The sequence below is a fragment of the Nocardia sp. NPDC058114 genome, assembly GCF_042884695.1.
Taxonomy (GTDB): domain Bacteria; phylum Actinomycetota; class Actinomycetes; order Mycobacteriales; family Mycobacteriaceae; genus Nocardia.
The window spans coordinates 735,426-752,411 of record NZ_JBHVTK010000002.1 but is presented as its reverse complement, the minus strand read 5'-3'; the positions used below and the strand labels follow the sequence as shown (position 1 = coordinate 752,411).

At 65.3% G+C, this 16,986-nt stretch carries 16 protein-coding genes and 2 pseudogenes; 12 read left to right on the top strand and 6 right to left on the bottom strand.

The window, feature by feature from the left end; all coding sequences use genetic code 11:
• Window positions 1-6 precede the first annotated feature (6 nt).
• Both ACFVVI_RS12030 and ACFVVI_RS12025 read left to right on the top strand, forming a co-directional pair.
• Entirely contained in the window at window positions 7-1,575 is a 1,569-nt protein-coding gene (locus ACFVVI_RS12030) for an MFS transporter (protein ID WP_379312550.1), read from the top strand.
• Window positions 1,576-1,682: 107 nt separating this feature from the next.
• Window positions 1,683-2,657: a sterol desaturase family protein gene (locus tag ACFVVI_RS12025; protein WP_387445279.1), complete on the top strand. Its 975-nt coding sequence runs from the start codon at window positions 1,683-1,685 to the stop codon at window positions 2,655-2,657.
• A gap of 83 nt (window positions 2,658-2,740) precedes the next feature.
• On the opposite strand, the gene ACFVVI_RS12020 is transcribed toward ACFVVI_RS12025, so the two are convergent.
• The 3 genes from ACFVVI_RS12020 to ACFVVI_RS12010 form a co-directional block, all read right to left on the bottom strand.
• Window positions 2,741-3,694: an enoyl-CoA hydratase/isomerase family protein gene (locus ACFVVI_RS12020; RefSeq protein WP_379312553.1), complete on the bottom strand. Its 954-nt coding sequence runs from the start codon at window positions 3,692-3,694 to the stop codon at window positions 2,741-2,743.
• 20 nt (window positions 3,695-3,714) lie between these two features.
• Window positions 3,715-5,127 (bottom strand): wax ester/triacylglycerol synthase family O-acyltransferase, encoded by a 1,413-nt coding sequence (locus ACFVVI_RS12015; RefSeq protein WP_387445277.1) that lies wholly within the window; start codon window positions 5,125-5,127, stop codon window positions 3,715-3,717.
• Window positions 5,128-5,203: 76 nt separating this feature from the next.
• Complete coding sequence (locus ACFVVI_RS12010; RefSeq protein WP_378994578.1) at window positions 5,204-5,821, bottom strand: TetR/AcrR family transcriptional regulator; 618 nt, start codon at window positions 5,819-5,821, stop codon at window positions 5,204-5,206.
• A 212-nt stretch (window positions 5,822-6,033) separates the two neighbouring features.
• Between ACFVVI_RS12010 and ACFVVI_RS12005 the strand changes: the two genes are divergently transcribed.
• From ACFVVI_RS12005 to ACFVVI_RS11995, 3 genes are read left to right on the top strand one after another with little or no spacing between them, the layout of a single operon-like run.
• On the top strand, window positions 6,034-6,951 hold the full coding sequence (locus tag ACFVVI_RS12005; RefSeq protein WP_387445275.1) for an alpha/beta fold hydrolase: 918 nt from the start codon (window positions 6,034-6,036) through the stop codon (window positions 6,949-6,951).
• The gene (locus ACFVVI_RS12000) at window positions 6,935-7,807 is read left to right on the top strand and encodes a metal-dependent hydrolase (protein WP_387445274.1); all 873 of its coding nucleotides are present in this window, start codon (window positions 6,935-6,937) and stop codon (window positions 7,805-7,807) included. The genes ACFVVI_RS12005 and ACFVVI_RS12000 overlap by 17 nt, the downstream gene beginning before the upstream one ends.
• Window positions 7,804-8,928, top strand: coding sequence for a PDR/VanB family oxidoreductase (locus ACFVVI_RS11995; protein ID WP_387445273.1), 1,125 nt, complete (start codon window positions 7,804-7,806; stop codon window positions 8,926-8,928). The genes ACFVVI_RS12000 and ACFVVI_RS11995 overlap by 4 nt, the downstream gene beginning before the upstream one ends.
• Window positions 8,929-9,487: 559 nt before the next feature.
• Here the strand turns inward: ACFVVI_RS11995 and ACFVVI_RS11990 are convergent.
• Complete coding sequence (locus ACFVVI_RS11990; protein ID WP_387445272.1) at window positions 9,488-10,255, bottom strand: alpha/beta fold hydrolase; 768 nt, start codon at window positions 10,253-10,255, stop codon at window positions 9,488-9,490.
• 112 nt (window positions 10,256-10,367) lie between these two features.
• Window positions 10,368-10,814: a hypothetical protein gene (locus ACFVVI_RS11985; protein ID WP_387445271.1), complete on the bottom strand. Its 447-nt coding sequence runs from the start codon at window positions 10,812-10,814 to the stop codon at window positions 10,368-10,370.
• Window positions 10,815-11,524: 710 nt separating this feature from the next.
• On the opposite strand from ACFVVI_RS11985, the gene ACFVVI_RS11980 reads away from it, so the two are divergent.
• Both ACFVVI_RS11980 and ACFVVI_RS11975 read left to right on the top strand, forming a co-directional pair.
• Window positions 11,525-12,142 (top strand): nucleotidyltransferase family protein, encoded by a 618-nt coding sequence (locus ACFVVI_RS11980; RefSeq protein WP_387445270.1) that lies wholly within the window; start codon window positions 11,525-11,527, stop codon window positions 12,140-12,142.
• 239 nt (window positions 12,143-12,381) lie between these two features.
• On the top strand, window positions 12,382-13,470 hold the full coding sequence (locus ACFVVI_RS11975) for a methyltransferase domain-containing protein (protein WP_387445269.1): 1,089 nt from the start codon (window positions 12,382-12,384) through the stop codon (window positions 13,468-13,470).
• Window positions 13,471-13,727: 257 nt separating this feature from the next.
• Here the strand turns inward: ACFVVI_RS11975 and ACFVVI_RS11970 are convergent, their stop codons facing one another.
• A complete protein-coding gene (locus tag ACFVVI_RS11970) occupies window positions 13,728-14,615 on the bottom strand; it encodes an aminoglycoside phosphotransferase family protein (RefSeq protein WP_387445387.1) in 888 nt (295 codons plus the stop codon).
• Window positions 14,616-14,895: 280 nt separating this feature from the next.
• Between ACFVVI_RS11970 and ACFVVI_RS11965 the strand changes: the two genes are divergently transcribed.
• The 5 genes and pseudogenes from ACFVVI_RS11965 to ACFVVI_RS11945 form a co-directional block, all read left to right on the top strand.
• Window positions 14,896-15,138, top strand: coding sequence for a hypothetical protein (locus tag ACFVVI_RS11965; protein WP_387445267.1), 243 nt, complete (start codon window positions 14,896-14,898; stop codon window positions 15,136-15,138).
• 104 nt (window positions 15,139-15,242) lie between these two features.
• Window positions 15,243-15,607 (top strand): annotated as a pseudogene (locus tag ACFVVI_RS11960) (VOC family protein).
• Window positions 15,608-16,173: 566 nt separating this feature from the next.
• A complete protein-coding gene (locus ACFVVI_RS11955) occupies window positions 16,174-16,311 on the top strand; it encodes a hypothetical protein (protein WP_387445266.1) in 138 nt (45 codons plus the stop codon).
• A gap of 64 nt (window positions 16,312-16,375) precedes the next feature.
• The gene (locus ACFVVI_RS11950) at window positions 16,376-16,669 is read left to right on the top strand and encodes an aldo/keto reductase (RefSeq protein ID WP_387445264.1); all 294 of its coding nucleotides are present in this window, start codon (window positions 16,376-16,378) and stop codon (window positions 16,667-16,669) included.
• Window positions 16,670-16,761: 92 nt separating this feature from the next.
• Window positions 16,762-16,881, top strand: a pseudogene (locus ACFVVI_RS11945) (aldo/keto reductase); the annotation flags it as partial.
• Between the last annotated feature and the right edge of the window lie 105 nt (window positions 16,882-16,986).

The following is a 16,986-nucleotide window of genomic DNA, read 5'->3' as shown; positions in this document are numbered from 1 at the left end:
GCGTCGATGAGCAACGATTCGGCTGGGCAGACGGGCGGCACACAGCGACTGCTGGCGGTGTTGCTGGCGATGGCGATGTTCGTGCTCGTCGTCGATACATCGCTGATGAACGTGTCGATCTCGGCGGTGGTGCGAGATCTCGACACGACCGTCAGCGGGGTCCAAGCGGCGATCGCGTTGGAAGCGCTGGTTTCGGCCGCATTCATTCTGATCGGCGGAAAAGCAGGTGACCTGATCGGACGCAAGCGGGCCTATGCGCTGGGATTGATCGGCTACGCGATCGGGGCGACGGCGATGGCGTTCGCGCAGAGCCTGATCGCGATCGTCATCTTCTGGGCGGTGCTCGGCGGGATCGGCGCGTCGCTGCTGTTGCCCGCCATGCAATCGCTGATCCACGGCAACTTCGAAGGCGCGGCGCAGAAGAAGGTCTATGCCCTGGTCGGCGCGGCGGCCGCGATCGCGGCCGCGGTCGGCCCACTGCTCGGCGGATTCATCACCACCTACCTGTCGTGGCGCGTCGGGTTCGTGTTGGAGGTCGTCGTTATCGCGATCGTGCTGTCCGGGATGGGCATCGTCCGCGATGTGTCCTATACCGGCCCACGCAGCGTCGACCTGGTCGGGGCGGTGCTGTCGGTACTCGGTATGGGCGGAATCGTGCTGGGAATCCTGGTGTGGCAGGAGGGCGGTGAAGCAGTCGGCGCACTCCTGGCCCTCGGGGCCGTCGCGCTGGCCGGCCTCGCCTATTGGCTCGTTCGGCGCAAGCGTGCGGGCAAATCGATACTGCTCGACCCGGATCTGTTCCGTTCCAAGGCCTTCCGGCTGGGCATCTCGGGACAGATGCTGCAGCAGATCGCCCTCGGCGGCACGATGATCGCCCTGCCGATCTACCTGCAGATGGTGCTCGAGTACAACGCGATGCAAGCAGGACTGTCCATCGCCCCCCTGTCGTTGAGCATGTTCGCCGTAGCGCTGCTCACCGGCAGATACGCGGGCGATCGGCCCGCGAGCACCATCATCCGGTGGGGATTTGTGCTCCTGACGGTCGGGACGGTGGTACTCGTTCCGATCGTGCCCCGCGCGGAATTCGGCTGGGGGCTCATCATTCCCCTCATCATCGCGGGCTCAGGGCTGGGTCTGCTGGTGTCTCAGCTCAACAACTACACACTGGCCCCGATCGAGGAGGAGCGGATCAGCGAAGCCGCCGGCGTCAATTCGGCGGCCGGGTCGTTCGGGTTGTCCTTCGGGCTGGCGTTCGCCGGCGCCATCATGCTGGCGACGTTGTCGATCACCTTCACGAGCATGGCGGAATCGAGCACGGTGCTCCCGCAGGCACAGCAACAACAGGTGGCGCAGGTGCTGGAGGACGACGCCGAGATCATGAGCAACACCCAGCTCGATCAGCTGCTCGTCGACCAACCGCCGCAGATCCGCGACGAGATCGTTCGCATCAACACCGAGGCTCGGCCCTTCGCTCTGCAGGTGGCACTACTGGTTCCGCTGCTGGCCGGTCTAGTCGGGTTGTTCACCTCGTTCCGGATGAGACGCATCCCGGAAGCCGTGCCGAAGCCGTCCTGATTCCGGTCGCGATATCGGCGGGCATTCGGCCCTGCCGGCAACAAGGTGGCGATCAGCCACACCTGGGGTGCCTGGTGTGGGGTGCGGCTCCGGACGATGGTTTACCTATGAGTGGCACGAGATCGACTACCGAGGTGTGGCGGGAGAAGTTCCGGGCCCGCCGCCGGACCAGGTTCGTCGTGGCCGGCGGTCTGCTCCTCGCGGGACTGAGCACGGCTGCCGTAGTCGTCATGCCCGGGCTTGCGACCGCGCTGTCCGGCATGGATGTCTCGACCATGCTGATCTGGCTGGCGATTCCGGTCTTCCTTGTCGCCGTCGTGGCGGAGTTCGTGTACATCAAGCGTCACGGCAAGCCCTACGACTACCGTGACTCAGCTACCTCCATCGCCGCCGGTGTGGGGTATCAAGTGCTCAACATTCCCTGGGCGCTGGCGGAGCTCGCGATCTTCGCAACTGTTTCCTCGCTGGTGCCATGGCACCTCGAGGGCTGGGTTGCGTGGGCCGTCGCGCTGATCGGGGTCGACTTCGCCTACTACTGGTTTCATCGCGCGCACCACGAAATCCGGGTGTTCTGGTCGGTCCACGTCGTGCATCACTCGAGCGAGAACTTCAACCTCACCACAGCACTGCGTACGCCATGGCTGGTTGTCACGTCCCTGCCGTTCCTGGCACCGCTGGCGCTGTCGGGAATCGATGGCAAGATCATCGCCGCCTCCTACGCGATCAACCTGCTGTACCAGTTCGGCATCCACACCGAGGCCATCGGCAAACTCTGGGCGCCTATCGAATTCGTGTTCAACACACCGAGCCACCACCGCGTGCATCACGGCTCCAACACCGAATACCTCGACCGCAACTACGGTGGTGTGCTCATCATCTGGGACCGCGTCTTCGGCTCCTTCGAACCGGAGGGCGAGCAGGCGATCTACGGCCTCACCAAGAACGTCGACACCTACAACATCGCAAAGATCAACGCCCGCGAGATAGTCGCGATCTGGCAGGACGTGCAGAACGCGGCGAAATTCTCGGACAAGCTCGGGTTCCTGTTCCGAGGTCCCGGTTGGCAGCCACAGCCGACCTGAGCGAGCAGCTCTTCGAGTTCGAGCCACCCGTGACGTAGTCATGGGCAGGCAGGACCGCGATCGGCAGCGGCAGCCTGGCCGCGCTATTCGGTGAAGTCCACCTTGGTGCCGTCGATCCAGCCCGGCAGGCTGTCCGCGACGAAGTCGGACATGTCGCGGCCCGCGTCGATCGTCGATTCGACGTCGGCGAGGTAGGTGGCCATCGCGCGTTTGGCCGACGGCGTGGACGCCGCGGTGAGGAAGTGGGCGCGTTCGATGTGCAGGCCCTTCTCGAGTGAGGTCGAACCACCCTGGTAGACAGCGTGTTTGATACCACGGACCGCAGTGGGGGAGCGCTTCGCCAACCTGGCAGCCGTCGCCTGCGCCTCGGTCAGCAGCTCGTCGGCGTCGATCAATCTGTGCACGAGCCCGATCTCCAGTGCCCGGCTCGGGGTGATCGGAGCGCCCTCGAGACACAATTCGAGCGCACGCCCCGCGCCGAGCACGCGAGTCAGCATCTGGGTGCCACCGCCGCCGGGGATGATGCCGACCAGGATCTCGGGCTGCCCGATTTCGAAGGGACCGTCGGCCATCAGGCGCAGGTCGCAAGCCAGCGACAGCTCGCAACCGCCACCCAGCGCGCGGCCGTTGAGCGCGGCGATGAAGACGGTGCTGGACTCCCGCATCAGTCGGCACACCTCGTGATAGCGGCGGAGATTCGCGACACCGCCCGCACCGGCCCGGGCCAAGCCCGACTGCCCGCCGGGAACATGGTCGGCCAAGGAACTCATCCGCAGCGCTGCGCCGGCCGTGCGCGCGTTCAGCGTCAGCGGTGCGGCCTCGACGCCCTCCAGGATCTCCGACACCGAGTAATGGCTGACGAAGACCCCGTCGACGGCGCTGGTGAGCACGACCGCACGGACTCCGTCGTCACCGTCGATGGCGCGCAGGAGGTCGAGTAGTTCACCCATCACGGCATCGGTGAGGAAGTTGTAGGGCGGGTTGTTCAACCAGATGGTTTGAACGGGGCCGTTCCGGTCGGTGCGGAGAAATTCCATGCCATTGCCTTTCGTTGTCGCTATTGCCCGTAGGCACGTTCGAGTTCGGCCAGCGCGTCACCGCAGTACGGTGCGACCCGTTGGACATGGGGCAGTGCGGTCGCGCACGCGGTCACACACAGGTTGAGGCGATTCGCGTAGGACAGGATCGTCAGGTTGAGTGCTTGACCGTCGAGCGGGATCGATACCGCGTGCCACTCCTCCAGGGTCATACCGTTGTAGTGCAATTGCCGGCTCGGCCCCGGCATATTGGAGATGACGACATTGAACATCGGCGTGATCCGGCTGCTCACGCCGAGTACCAGACTCGCGCCGAAGGGCGCCATGAGCATCGCCGTGTACGCCATGACCGCCGCGCCCGACATCCGGCTCATGTGTTCCTTGGCAGCGACCGTCGAGGCGACGATCGCCGAGACGCGTTCCCGCACATCGGTGATGTCGGTCGCGAGGGTGGCCAGCGCCATGGTCGTCGCGTTGCCCTCGGCGTCGTCGCTGTCCTTGGGGCGGAACGACATCGGCATGCCGGCGATCAGTGAGTCCGCGGGCAGCGCGTCGATCTCGGCGAGGTAGCGGCGCAGGCCGCCCGCGCAGATCGCGAGGATGACGTCGTTGATCGTTCCCCCGCATCGCTGAGCGAGCGCGGTGATGCGCGCCAGATCGAACGACTGGGTGGCTATCCGGCGTTCGGCGGTGATCGCGCCGTTGAGGATCGATGCCGGCGCGGAATACGGCTTGACCAGGGCCGCGTCGGATTCGAACAGCCCGCCGTACATGCGTGAGATCGCCTGCACACCCGTGAGCTGATCGGCGATTCCCCGGATCGGAGCGTTCATCAGTCGCCGGAGCGAGGAGACCGGGCTCGCGCCCGTACCTGCCGAATCCGGGGTGGGGCGGGGCCGGGGCTTCCGGGTTTCGCGATAGGCCCAGATCGCCGGCCTACCGCGTTCGTCGGGATCGTTCGACATCACTTTGCGGGCGAGCCGCACGGTGGCGACGCCGTCGAGCAGGGCGTGGTGTCCCTTGACGTAGAGCGCCAGGCGTCCGTCGTCGAGGCCCTCGATGACGTGCAGTTGCCACAGGGGGTGCGACCGATCCATCGGTACACCGTGCAGGCGCGAGACGAGGGCGCCGAGCTCACGCTGTCCGCCCGGCGCGGGCAGTACATGGTGCTGGAGGTGGTAGTCGAGGTCCGGCGCTTCGACGCTGACCCATTGTGGGAGCACACGAGCGATCAGCGCGGAGTCGATGCGGCGGTCGAAGGGGCTGGTCGCACCGGTGTAGGTCCGTAGGTCGTCGAGCAGGTCCGCGACGAAGTCCGGGCCCGCGTCCGGTGGCAGCCGGAAGATGTCGAGGTGTGCGATGTTCATCAGGTTGGAGTCGGTTTCCCCCCAGAGGAAGGCGACATCGATCGGGTTCAGCGTGGTGGTCGACATGGGGTGGTGGCCTCCGGCGAGAAATCTGTAGTGGACGCGGCTCGCAACGGTGCTCGCCCGTCGGTGGCGGTGTCGGTCATACGTCGTTCTCGGTGCGCGCGGTAGGCAGTACTGCCGTCAGCCATGCGGTGAGTTCGGCATCTACCCGATCCAGGGCTGTGGTCGATCGCTGCGCCTTGGCGACCAGGATCGCGCCCTCGATCGCCGCGATCGCGGTGGTCGACAGCGATTGGGCGCGTGGCATCGGTACCCCTTGTTGCCACAGCGCGACGGTGATCAGCGACTCCCAGGACGCGAAGGCCTCGCCCGCGGCGTTCTTCGCCTCGGCGAAATCGCCGCTTTCCAGCGCGCCCGCGGCGATGGGGCAGCCTGCCGCGAAATCGGTGTCGTGGAGCTGGCGCCGGAAGAGGTCGACGATGTGCGACAGCGTCGCGGTGGGGCCACTCGTGGCCAGATCGTTGAGGATCATCGACGCCATCAGCGCCCCGGCGTGCCGGGTGGCCTCCTCGGCCAGCTGTGCCTTCCCGCCGGGGAAGTGGTGATAGATCGAGCCCCGGGGCGCCTGCGAGCGGGCGATCACGTCGGCGAAGGAGGTGCCCTCGATGCCCTTCTCCCGGAAAAGCAGGGCGGCGCCGATCAGCATCTTGTCGCGGGCCGACGCTGTCACTCCGGCCGCGCTGTTCTCTGCGGTCACCGCGTCACCATCCTATGTTCATCATCATATCCAGATTCTGCCACGATCCCGTTCGCGCACCATTTCCACCCGAGTTACACAGGTAGAAACACATTCGCCATTGACTGTAACACGCAGTTACGGCTACATTGCTGGCATCCCACTATGTAGCGCGTCATAGACGACGAGCTCGTTCGGATCACCGATGATCCGAGGCAGAAGGGCATTCGCAGATGAGCTTCCCCATCGAGACGACCGACGGACATCGCCTGGTCGTCACCACGGCCGGCGACCTCGCCCGGCCCACCGTCGTGCTGGTACACGGCTTCCCCGACGACCAGACGGTCTGGAACGGCGTCGCGCGCGTGCTGTCGGACCGGTTCCACACCGTGACGTTCGACGTACGTGGCAGCGGCGAATCGGACAAACCCCGGGCGATCTCCGCCTATCGCAAGGATCAGCTCGCCGCCGATATCGGCGCGGTAGCCGCGGCGGTCTCCCCGGGTCGGCCGGTGCACCTGATCGGCCACGACTGGGGCGCGGTGCAGGCCTGGCACGCCGCCGCGGCCCCGGCGACGCGCTCGGCGATCGCCTCCCTGACCTCGATCTCCGGGCCCTGTCTGGACGGTGTCCCGCACTGGCTGCGCAGCAGTCTCGCCGCCGGACCGGCCGGATGGCGTGCGGTCGCCACGATGTGGAAGTCCCCGCTGTACATGGGCGCGCTGGCCACCCCCGTGCTCGGCGCGCTGCTGTGCAGGCTCGGTCTCGTCGACGCCGCGATCGGGCTCGCGCACCGACTGGAAGCCGGTGTGGCACCGAATATTTCGCCGCACCGGGCGCGCGACAACCGCGCCGGCCTCAAGATCTACAGCGCCAATCTGGTACCGACGCTGCTCCGTCCCCGCCTGCGCAGGGTCGGTGTGCCGGTGCAGGTGCTCGCCCCGCGTCGCGACATCTTCATCACGCCCGCCGCACAGCGCGACGTGGCCCACGTCGCCGACCAGTGGCAGGTCCACGACGTCGACGGCGGCCACTGGGCCCCGGCGTTCAACCCCGCCGAGATCGCCGACCGCATCCGCGCGTTCGTCGACGCCGTCGAAGCAGCCACCACCGCAACCCAGGCAGGAGAACCCCGTGAGCACTCTGCGTGATCAGGACAAAGTCGCACTCAAAGCACGTGCCGTGGAATGGGATTGGACCGGTCTGCCGTTCCACTACGTCTACGACGACCCGTTCTCGACTCATGTGATCAACAGCTTCAACATGCTGCTGCCCGAGGGCGAGGTGTTCTTCGTCCAGGTCTTCCAGCAGGCGTTGCCGCTGATCACCGATCCCGAGGTCCACGAGGACGTCGTGGGTTTCATCGGGCAGGAGGCCACGCACTCGTCCGCGCATCAGAGCCTGGTCGACTACCTCGACCTGCACGGGCTCGACTCCACCCGGTTCACCGACCAGATCCGGTGGTTCTTCCGCGCTCTGCTCGGCGAGCGCGAACTGACCGACCGGCGTGCGCACAACTGGCTGCTCGAACGCGTCGCCGTCGTCGCGGCGCTCGAGCACTTCACGTCGTACCTGGGCGACTGGGCGCTCAACGCCGACGCGTGGCGCCGAGGCACCATCGAGCCGCGAGTGCTCGACCTGGTGCTGTGGCACCTTGCCGAGGAAGTCGAACATCGGCACGTCGCCTACGACCTGTTCACGCATCTGGACGGCAGCTATTGGCATCGCATCAGGGCCTATCTGGTCGCGATGCCCACCTTCGCCTTGCTGCACTTGCGCGGAATGCGGCTGCTGCTCAACGACGATCCGGTCGCCGAACGCGGACTGTTCGCGACAGTGCGGGCCGCGCGCCGCGCCTGGCGCGCGGGGATGGTGCCGTCACCCGGCAGCCTCGCGAAGATGTCCATCGAGTACTTCAGGCCGTCCTACCATCCGCGCAATTACGGCTCGACCTCGCAGGCGGTCGCCTACCTCGCGGCCTCTCCCGCCGCACTGGCCGCGTCATGAGCGAGATCCGGACCACCGCGGACCGGGTCGGCGTCGTGCTCGACCGTCGCCGCATCCCACCGTCTTTCACCGATCCGAACCGGCCCGACCGGGTCATGCGGGCCTACCGTTCCCTGCTGCGCTTCTACAGTGCGCTCAGCAACATGCGCCTGCCCGCGACCGGGCCCGCGGTCGTGGAGCGTGGCATCGCGGTCCGGGTCGTGGAGAAGACGACCGAGGCGCTGGGCGTGGTGAGCCTGACGCTGCGATCCTGTGCCGGAACCGAGCTGCCGCGCTGGCATCCCGGCTCGCACATCGATGTCACATTGCCGTCGGGGACGGTTCGCCAGTACTCGTTGTGCGGCGATCCCGACGACCGGACGACGTACCGGATCGCGGTGCGCTGGATCGACGGCGGAACGGCGTCGACCGAGATCCACGACGATGTACGCGCAGGCTCGATCCTGTCGATTCGTGGGCCGCGCAATGCTTTTCCATTCGCTGACCCGGGGCTGTCGAAGGCCGGCGTCGACAACATCGCCTTCGTCGCCGGCGGGATCGGCATCACCGCCCTGCTGCCCATGATCGGCCACGCCCACCGCTCCGGCCTCGACTGGACCCTCACCTACTTCGGCCGCAACGAAGCGACCCTGCCGTTCCTGGCAGAGCTCGCCGCCACGGACCGGAACCGGGTCCGCGTGCTGACCACCGAGCGCAACGGCCGCCCCGACCCTGCCGAGCTGCTCGCCGACGTCCGCGCCGGGTCGTCGATCTACTACTGCGGTCCGCCCCTGCTGCACGACACTTTTCGTGCGTTCCTGCCCGAAACGGGTGCGGCAGGACTGCATTTCGAACGCTTCTCGGCACCACCGGTGATCGGCGGCGAGCAGTTCCGAATCCGTTTGGCGCGCACCGATACCGAGGTCGAGGTCGCCGCGAACCAGTCGGCCCTGTCCGCGGTGCGCGCGACCCGGCCGGGCACCGCCTACTCGTGCCAGCAAGGTTTCTGCGGCACTTGCCGGGTCAAGGTGCTCGCCGGTGCCATCGAGAGTCGAGGGACCGCGCGGTTCCTCGAGGAACCCGACACGATGCTGCTGTGCACCGACCGTGCGCGAGGACGCCGAGTCACCGTCGACCTGTGATCACCGATACCGAGTTCGCTCCAGTGATGCGCGCATCACTGGAGCGAACTTGTGGCCATCGGTCGTCCGCATACGAGAATCAGTCGATTCTCTCGGCGCGACACTGCCAGCCGCTGTCCGGTAGCCATCCCAGCGTCGAGAGCACCGCGCGTTCGGTGACACGGCCCGCATCACCCACGACCGCGATGCCGTCGATGATCTCCGGGGACGGTTGCGGGGGATGAAGCGCACCGGCAGCGGGCCGTGGATGCGTTCCTGAAGCGGGGCTTGCGGCGGGATGACCAGCGCTCACCGCACCTTGCGTTTTGAAAGTAGCACTCGTGGACGGTGCAATTGGCCAGTAGCCTGCTGGCCAATTGCCATGAGGTGGAGCATTATCGAACTGATCCATCTAGGTTCAGGGCTGCTCCAGCAGCTCGCGTCGGAGCGTCATCGATCCGGTTCGGTCGTGGTGGTGACAGAAGAACTCCATGGGAAGAATCCGCGCTGACCACCACTACGTAACCGAGCAACCGCTGAACATCAATGCAGCGATAGTCCTTGAATCACGAGGCAATTCTCAGACCGTGTGAGTCTGGTCCTGACGAACGATCTCGGCGACGGCGGCGGGTCGGCTGGCGGCGACTTCGTGTCCGGCGTCAGGGAGTTCGTGCAGCGCGGACCCTGGCAGCATCTGCAGTAGAGCAACGGCGAGATCGTGGCTGGAGAGGCGGTCGTCGGCGCCGCGGATCATGACGATCGGGGCGCTGATCTTCCGGATGTCCTCGCCGGGGTATCCGGTCGCGTTGGTGTCGTCGATCCACATGGTCACGTTCTCCCTGACCAGCCGTTCGAAGTCAGGCTCCGGGTTCTTCGCGGTGTAGGCCGCCTCGGAGTACGGGCCATTCCGGTTGCGGTCGCACCACCCTTGCGGGGTGACCTGCGACAGGAACGCGCGGCTCGCCTCCGGCAAGGTCCAGTCCGAACCGATCGTGAACAGCATCCCGACCCTTTCCGGGTGATGCGCGGCGAGTCGGAGCCCTGCGATGCCTCCGTCACTGAATCCCATCACGTCGGCACGCGCGACGCCGAGCTCGTCCAGGACAGCGAGCGCATCCCACTCGAGGCGCTGATAGCTCAACGGCACGTCGCCCAGGGTGGAGCGTCCGTGTCCGCGACTGTCCAGGCAGATCACCCGGCGGTCATGTGCAAGGAGGGGCACGAGCTCGGCGAAATCGGCGGTGCTCCCCATTCCGCCGTGGAGGAGCAGAAGCGGGGGCAACGTCTTTCGCCCGGAAAGTTCAACGGATAGCGAGGCACCTGCGACAACGACGGTTCGTACATCCATAGCGACAACTGTTCCAGCCCCCACTGACATTCATCCCCAACCAAGCAACACGGATCGGCGGGCAACACCCGCCGGTCCGTGTTGCTTACCGTCTCAGGCGTAGCAATGCCTTTCAGATGGTCCGGTGGCCGAGTTCGACAGTCGCAGCCGGGTGCCCGACACCGCGCGCAAGCGGGTGCGGCTCGCCGGTGAGTACCGCGAGCGCGGCAGCGACTTCGTCCAAGTACGACTTGACGTAGGTTTCGGTAGTGCCGGAATTCTTACCACGGTGTCCGCCGAAAGCACGGGCCACGGCATAGCTGAAAGTTCGTTCGACCCAGGTCAATGTGGTGTGACGCAGCCAGTGGGCGGTAACACCTTGCGTGGCCACCCAGGGCAGTGACTCGCTGACCCGTCCCCAGATGTAGTCGTCGCGATCGGTGACACGGCCCGCATCACCCACGACAGCGAAGCCGTAGATGATCTCCGGGTCGGTTGTGCGGGGGATGAAACGCACCGGCAGCGGGCCGTGGATGCGTTCCTGGAGCGGGGTCTGCGGCGGAACGACGGGCTCGATCACCAGCGTTCGCCGCACCCGGCACAGAGGGCGCCGAACAGGCTGAAAAGTGGCATAGATGCCACAAATCTGTGCGCGAGAGGGGACTTGTGCACAGATCCCGGACAAATATGACGAATAACAGTGCTGGAGTGGTATCTAACCTAGATCGCTGCTAGGTAACTGTCAACACCTCTCTCGCAATCCTTCGCAGAAACATCTGTAGGGCAACATGTTTCATTCTCCTGGTTGTTCACTGAGCCCCGGACCGGTCCGATCAGGCGGGAATACGCAACGTGTGGGGACCGTTGCGCTTTTGCGCCGGCTACCGTGTCTATGCGAGCAGGCCGCTATGGCAGCTCCCGGGACGGCTTATAGGTGAGTGCGAAATCTAGGTGTCACAAACGTTCGAACTTCAGGCCTGAGCGAGACCAGGAGGCTCGGTTAAGTCCGGTCCTGGCGCGATGTCGCTGGCTCGTGCCCTCGGCGGGGCACGTCGAAGATGGGAATGCGTTGACCTGAGAATTCATTCTGGTCGGCTGGTTGTCGAAGCTGAGTTCGCGTTGATTTGACGGAAGATGCGTGCTGGATGCGGCGAAGCCAGGGACCCGGAGTTGCTGGGGTAGGGCGATCAGGCATCGCGATCAGCGAGCGGGCGTCGCGCCGGTCGAACTTGGCGTGCAGTCCACTCGTTGCGGTCGTCATGTGTCAGGTGCTGGTGGTAGGCATAGGCGGTGATCAGCCAACTTCCTGTCGACGAACAACTCGAAGCCTTCCGCGAGGCGCTCTCGCGCAACGAGGTGCTGACGGAGGTGCTGACCCGGTCGGCTTCGCTGGAACTGCCCGGCTGGTATCTCACGGCGGGCTGCCTGTTCCAGACCGTCTGGAACACAGTCACCGGTCGGCGCCCAGGAGAGGGCATCAAGGACTACGACCTGTTCTACTTCAACTCCACCGATCTGTCGTGGGAGGCGGAGGACGCCGTGATCCAGTCGGCGAAGCACGTTTTCGCCGACATTCCAGCCGAGGTGGAGATCCGCAACGAGGCGCGTGTTCATCTCTGGTACGAGCAGAAGTTCGGGACGCCATGTCCTGCATACAGGTCCAGCGAGGACGCGATCGACTCCTTCGCCGCCACTACCTGCTGTCTGGGAGTTCGCCTCGAACAACCTGGCGGGCGTTGGCGTGTGTATGCCCCACACGGGCTGTCGGACGTTTTCAACCTGATCGTGCGCCCCAATCCGGTTCTCGCACCGCGCACCGTCTACGAGGCCAAGGCCAGCCGCTGGCTCCGGCAGTGGCCCGAATTGACCGTCCTGCCCTGGCCTACCGCGGCAACCACACCGTCTTGATCAACTTGACGAGTGCAGAGAAACTTCGAGAAACGCACAGTTGAACTGGGCGGTTGTGCCCGCCCGTACGTCACCGGCTGCCGACACGAGCACGTCTGCTTCTCTGAACTACCGCTTGCCCGTGTGAACCTGCGCAGCTTCCGGGCACCGGTTCTCGCTCCTGCTGCGAGTTGCTTGACCCTCACGTGGCGTCAGGCTGCATAGTCAGTGCCGTGGAGGAGCACTTGACCGTGGGACGCGTGGCCGAGTTGGCGGGCGTCAGCGTCCGCACGCTGCATCACTATGACCAGATCGGGCTCGTACAGCCATCGGCGAGAACTGCAGTCGGGTACCGGGCGTACTCCGCGGACGACGTGGAGCGATTACGCGAGGTACTTGCCTACCGGCGCTTGGGCTTTGGGCTGCGGGAGGTCGCGGACCTGGTCGGCGATCGGTCCACTGATGCGATCACGCATCTGCACCGACTCCGTGGCCTGCTGATGGAACGGCGCGATCATACCGATGCCATGGTCGCTGCCATCAATAGAGAACTCGAGGCACGGGCGAAGGGGGTCACGGTGAGTCCGGAGGAGCAACTGGGGATGTTGGGTGCACAGCTCTACGACGCGATCGGCGGCGACTACACCGCGACACGGCGCACTGACCCGCGGATCGCCGCGCAGATCTGGGACGGGCTCGGGGACGCGCAGACGGTGCTGAATGTCGGTGCCGGGACCGGGTCCTACGAGCCCTACGATCGGGATGTGACCGCGGTAGAACCGTCGGCGGTCATGCGGGCGCAGCGCCCTGCCGGCTCAGCGCCGTGCATGGCTGCCGTGGCCGAGAGTCTGCCGTTTGCCGATCAGTCCTTCGACGTGGCGATGGCCGTGTCCACCGTCCATCATTGGCGCGATCCGATCGGAGGGTTGCGCGAGATGCGGCGTGTGGCACGCCGGGTGGTGGTGCTCACTTTCGACGCCGGCGAGCCCGGGTGGCAGGACAGGTTCTGGTTGACCCGCGACTATCTGCCCGAGTTCGGCGACCTCCTCGCAGACTTTCCCTCGCTGGCGGCGATGGCCGAGCCGATCGGTGCTGTCGCGGAGCCGGTGCCGATTCCGTGGGACTGCACCGATGGTCTGTTCGAGGCGTATTGGCGCCGTCCCAGGGCGTATTTGCAGGATCATGTGCGCCGTGCGGTATCGACCTGGACGAGGGTCGGACAGGAGGCCGAGCGTCGGGCGGTGCGACGCCTCAGCGACGACCTCACCTCGGGTAAGTGGGCAGAGCGCAACCGCGATCTCGCCGATCTCGACGCGACAGATCTCGGCCTCCGGCTGCTCATAGCCTGAACACCGTGTCTCAGCCGGTTATGGGATGACCAGGCCTGGGTCGCGGGGCGAGCAGATCGAGACGATTGTGTCGTTTGCTTCGATGTGGTTAAGCGTGGTCTGAAGCTGGTCGATGTCGCCGAGCCATGTGGAGTGCGGGCAGTCTCGATCCGGTTGGTGGTGCCAGCCTGGATCTCGTCCAGACGAGGCAATTGGGCGGGTCGATCTGTTAGAAGGGGCAATTCAGACAGGCTTCTGAACTACGCCCGTGTTAGAGATCAGCTGTCTCGAGCGGTGAGGATTTCGCCGATGGTATGGCGGGCATTGGCGGAGATGATCGGATTGGTGCTTCGGTAGTACGGGAGCTGAATGATGGCCATAGAAAGCGCCCAACCGCGCCCGCGCAACCAGGTGGCGTCATCGACGTCAACGGCGTCGCGGAAAACCTCTCTGGCAGAGGACGACAGCAAATTCCAAGCGGGGATGAGGTCACATGCGGGGTCACCGACCCCGACGGTGGCGAAGTCGAGTACTCCAGTCAGCCTGCCTGCGGCGACGAGCAGGTTGCTGGGCATCAGATCGGAGTGCACCCAGCAAGCGGTCGCGGTCCAGGCGGTTGCGGCGAGTGCTTCCTCCCAGGCAGAGGCAATAGCGTTAGCGTCGAACGGCTCGTCGGTGCGGCTCAGGTCCTCGATCGCGGCACGGGTACGACGGTCGACTGTGACCAGCGGGGCGCCGCGGTAGGCGGTGGGGCCAGCGTCCAGGTCGACCTTGCGCATCGCTGTCACGAATTCCGCCAGGTCGTGGGCAAGCTGCTGTGGCCCGGTGAGGCGGCCTTCGACCGGAGTTTCACCGTCGATCCACTTGTGCACCGCCCAGGGCCAGGGGTATCCCTCGGCAGGCTCACCCGCGGCAACCACGGTGGGGATCGTGACCGGCAGCGCAGGTGCGACCTTCGGGAGCCATCGGCGCTCGCGTTCCAGATCGCGGGTGCCTGTGGAGGTGAGGGGAAGCCTGACCGTCAATGTGTCACCGAGCCGGTAGACGGCGTTGACGGTCCCTCCGGAAGCGAGGCGTTCGATCGGCAGCTCTGCCCACTGGGGGAACTGAGAGTGCATCAGCCGGCGGACGAGGTCTGAGTTGATGGTCGCCTCGTCTGTGTGCATCTTGGCCACGTACTCAGGTGATCACCGATTCATCTGATCCGTCAACCGGTTTCTCAGAATGACGTTGCGCGGACGGCTGAGATCGTTCGGAAGCCGTCGAGGAATTCGGAATCGACTCCTGGTCCGATATACCTTGTCGTGCACGGGGACTACCCGGTGAGCGCCCGCGCTGAATCGAGAGTTCGACGCGCGCTTACGTACTAGCTGTCGGAGCAGCGGTATCGTCGCCGACAGGTGGGGGTGCATGATCTGCGACAAAGACAACGGGACCGGACCACTGGTGAGCCTGGTGATCCATATCGACGACGTCGTGGTGGTGACCCACCGGCCCGCCTACGTCTTCACCTTCGCCGTGGGCCTGAGCGCGGCCGGTGTTCACCTTCACCAGCACGTCTTCACCCGACCTTGCGCTACCGCACGAGATGCGCCGTGGCACAACGCCGATTCTCCGGTCGCGCCTCAAATCCCTGCATCCGGACTGGATGCACTCTGTGCCGAACTCGCGGCAGCGTTGCCGAGCTGAGGCGCACATCGCCGCACACCGTGCTGACCGAATCCGTGTATCGCATTGTGAGCGTGCCGATTCGAAATGGAGACGACGTGAGACACCGTCTCTATTGTGGGCAGATGGCGTCGGTTAGACAGATCCAAGTCACCTTCGACTGCGCAGAACCAGAGCGCGTCGCTCACTTCTGGTCTGAGGTGTTGGGGTACGAGCACCGGGGCGCAGCATGTGTTGATCCATCAGGAAGGGCCCGCGCCTGCTCTTCCTGCGTGTGCCCGAAGGAAAGGTCGTGAAGAATCGGGTGCATCTTGATGTGCGGGTTGGCACTGGGCTGGTGGGTGACGAGCGCGTGCCCGCACTCGAGTCCGAATGCGCGCGACTGGTCACACTCGGCGCGGTGCGCGTGCGACTGCTGCGCGCCGATGGCGTCAACGAGTCGTGCCTGGTGATGCAGGATATCGAGGGCAACGAGTTCTGTCTCGACTGAGCAGCAGAGAAGCAGGGCACTTTCGCACGGCACCTTGAACGTGACCACGAGCCCGCGTCTGCGCGATTGGCCCATGGTCGGGAGGTTGGCCTGCGACGCAGGTGGCTGCTGTGGGCATTGACGCGAGGTACCGACAGCAGCAACACAACACAGACGTCGGCGGGAACGTTCGCCGATCGTGTGTCGGGTAGGCCGAGGTTGCCCTGCAGGGTTGTCCCGGTGTAGTCGGTGCGAATGGCTCCGCGGCCTTGGGCAGGGGGACCACGCGGTCGACGAATTTCGTCGATCTTTTCCGCGACCCGGACCGGCGTTCCGACGATCGGACGGCGTTCGAACTGGTCGATCACTGTCTCGCGCAGGGTCAGCTTCTTGGCTTCGGCGATCACACGCAACCGCTGGACCGTGCCGAAGCGATCCTGGTGCAGGAACGCGTGGTCCTGAATGGTCGGGCTCGGGTCGATGGCGGGGATCGGGCCCTCGGGGTCGTAGCCGGACAGATCGCGGTTCCAGATCTGTTCGAGCAGGATCAGTGCAGTCTGTCCGGTGACCTGTTCGTTACGGATCGCGTGGTATTTCTCGATCGCCTCGTCTTCGGTGTCGCCGAGGAGGCGCTGTGCGACCGACGCGACGAGGTGATCCTGGTCAGCAAGTTTGACAACGCCGTCGACAACGACCCCACCCACCGGGGCAACTCCCGGCGCTGAATCGCCCGCGCCGTCGAGGATTCTCTGCGCCGCCTCGACACCGACCACCTCGACCCCCGAATCGGTGACCGCACTCAAGGACACCGTCGCCGCCCTCGACGACCTCGTCCGCGTAGGCAAGATCCGCTACTACGACACTTCGATCTTCTCACCCGGCGAACTGATCGAAGCCCAGTGGATCGCCGACCGAACAATGGCCAATCATTCTGCGACCGAACAGGTTCCGCGCTCCCCGCTGATTCACGGCAGCGAACGCGAGACGCTGCCGATCGCTCGCGAGTACGGCGTCGGCGTGATCACCTACGGCCCGCTCGCTGCGGGGTGGCTCTCCGGCAACTATCGCCTCGGCACGCCTTAGCGAGTTCGCATCGGGCCGAACTGATCCCGGGCTGATTCGACATCGACGCTCCCGCCAACGCGGACAAACTCGCCGCTGCCGACGCGCTCGCCGTGCTCGCCGAGGAATCGGGCCTCACCCTGGTCCAGCTCGCGATCGGTCTAATGCTCGCCCATGCCGACGTCGCCGCCGCCATCATCGGCCCTCGTACCGGCGAGCATCTCGACACCTACCTCGGCGCGGCCGAGATCACGCTGAGCCACACCATCCTGGAACGCATCGACGAGATAATCCCGCCTGGAACGGTTTTCGCTGAGCGTGATATCGGGAAAATCCCC

Excerpts from the sequence above, each read along its gene's own strand:
- ACFVVI_RS12015 (WP_387445277.1), bottom strand. The coding sequence starts at position 5,127 with ATGTCGACCACCACGCTGAACCCGATCGATGTCGCCTTCCTCTGGGGG.
- ACFVVI_RS12025 (WP_387445279.1), top strand. The coding sequence starts at position 1,683 with ATGAGTGGCACGAGATCGACTACCGAGGTGTGGCGGGAGAAGTTCCGG.
- ACFVVI_RS11970 (WP_387445387.1), bottom strand. The coding sequence starts at position 14,615 with ATGCACACAGACGAGGCGACCATCAACTCAGACCTCGTCCGCCGGCTG.
- ACFVVI_RS12030 (WP_379312550.1), top strand. The coding sequence starts at position 7 with ATGAGCAACGATTCGGCTGGGCAGACGGGCGGCACACAGCGACTGCTG.
- ACFVVI_RS11995 (WP_387445273.1), top strand. The coding sequence starts at position 7,804 with ATGAGCGAGATCCGGACCACCGCGGACCGGGTCGGCGTCGTGCTCGAC.
- ACFVVI_RS11990 (WP_387445272.1), bottom strand. The coding sequence starts at position 10,255 with ATGGATGTACGAACCGTCGTTGTCGCAGGTGCCTCGCTATCCGTTGAA.
- ACFVVI_RS12005 (WP_387445275.1), top strand. The coding sequence starts at position 6,034 with ATGAGCTTCCCCATCGAGACGACCGACGGACATCGCCTGGTCGTCACC.
- ACFVVI_RS12020 (WP_379312553.1), bottom strand. The coding sequence starts at position 3,694 with ATGGAATTTCTCCGCACCGACCGGAACGGCCCCGTTCAAACCATCTGG.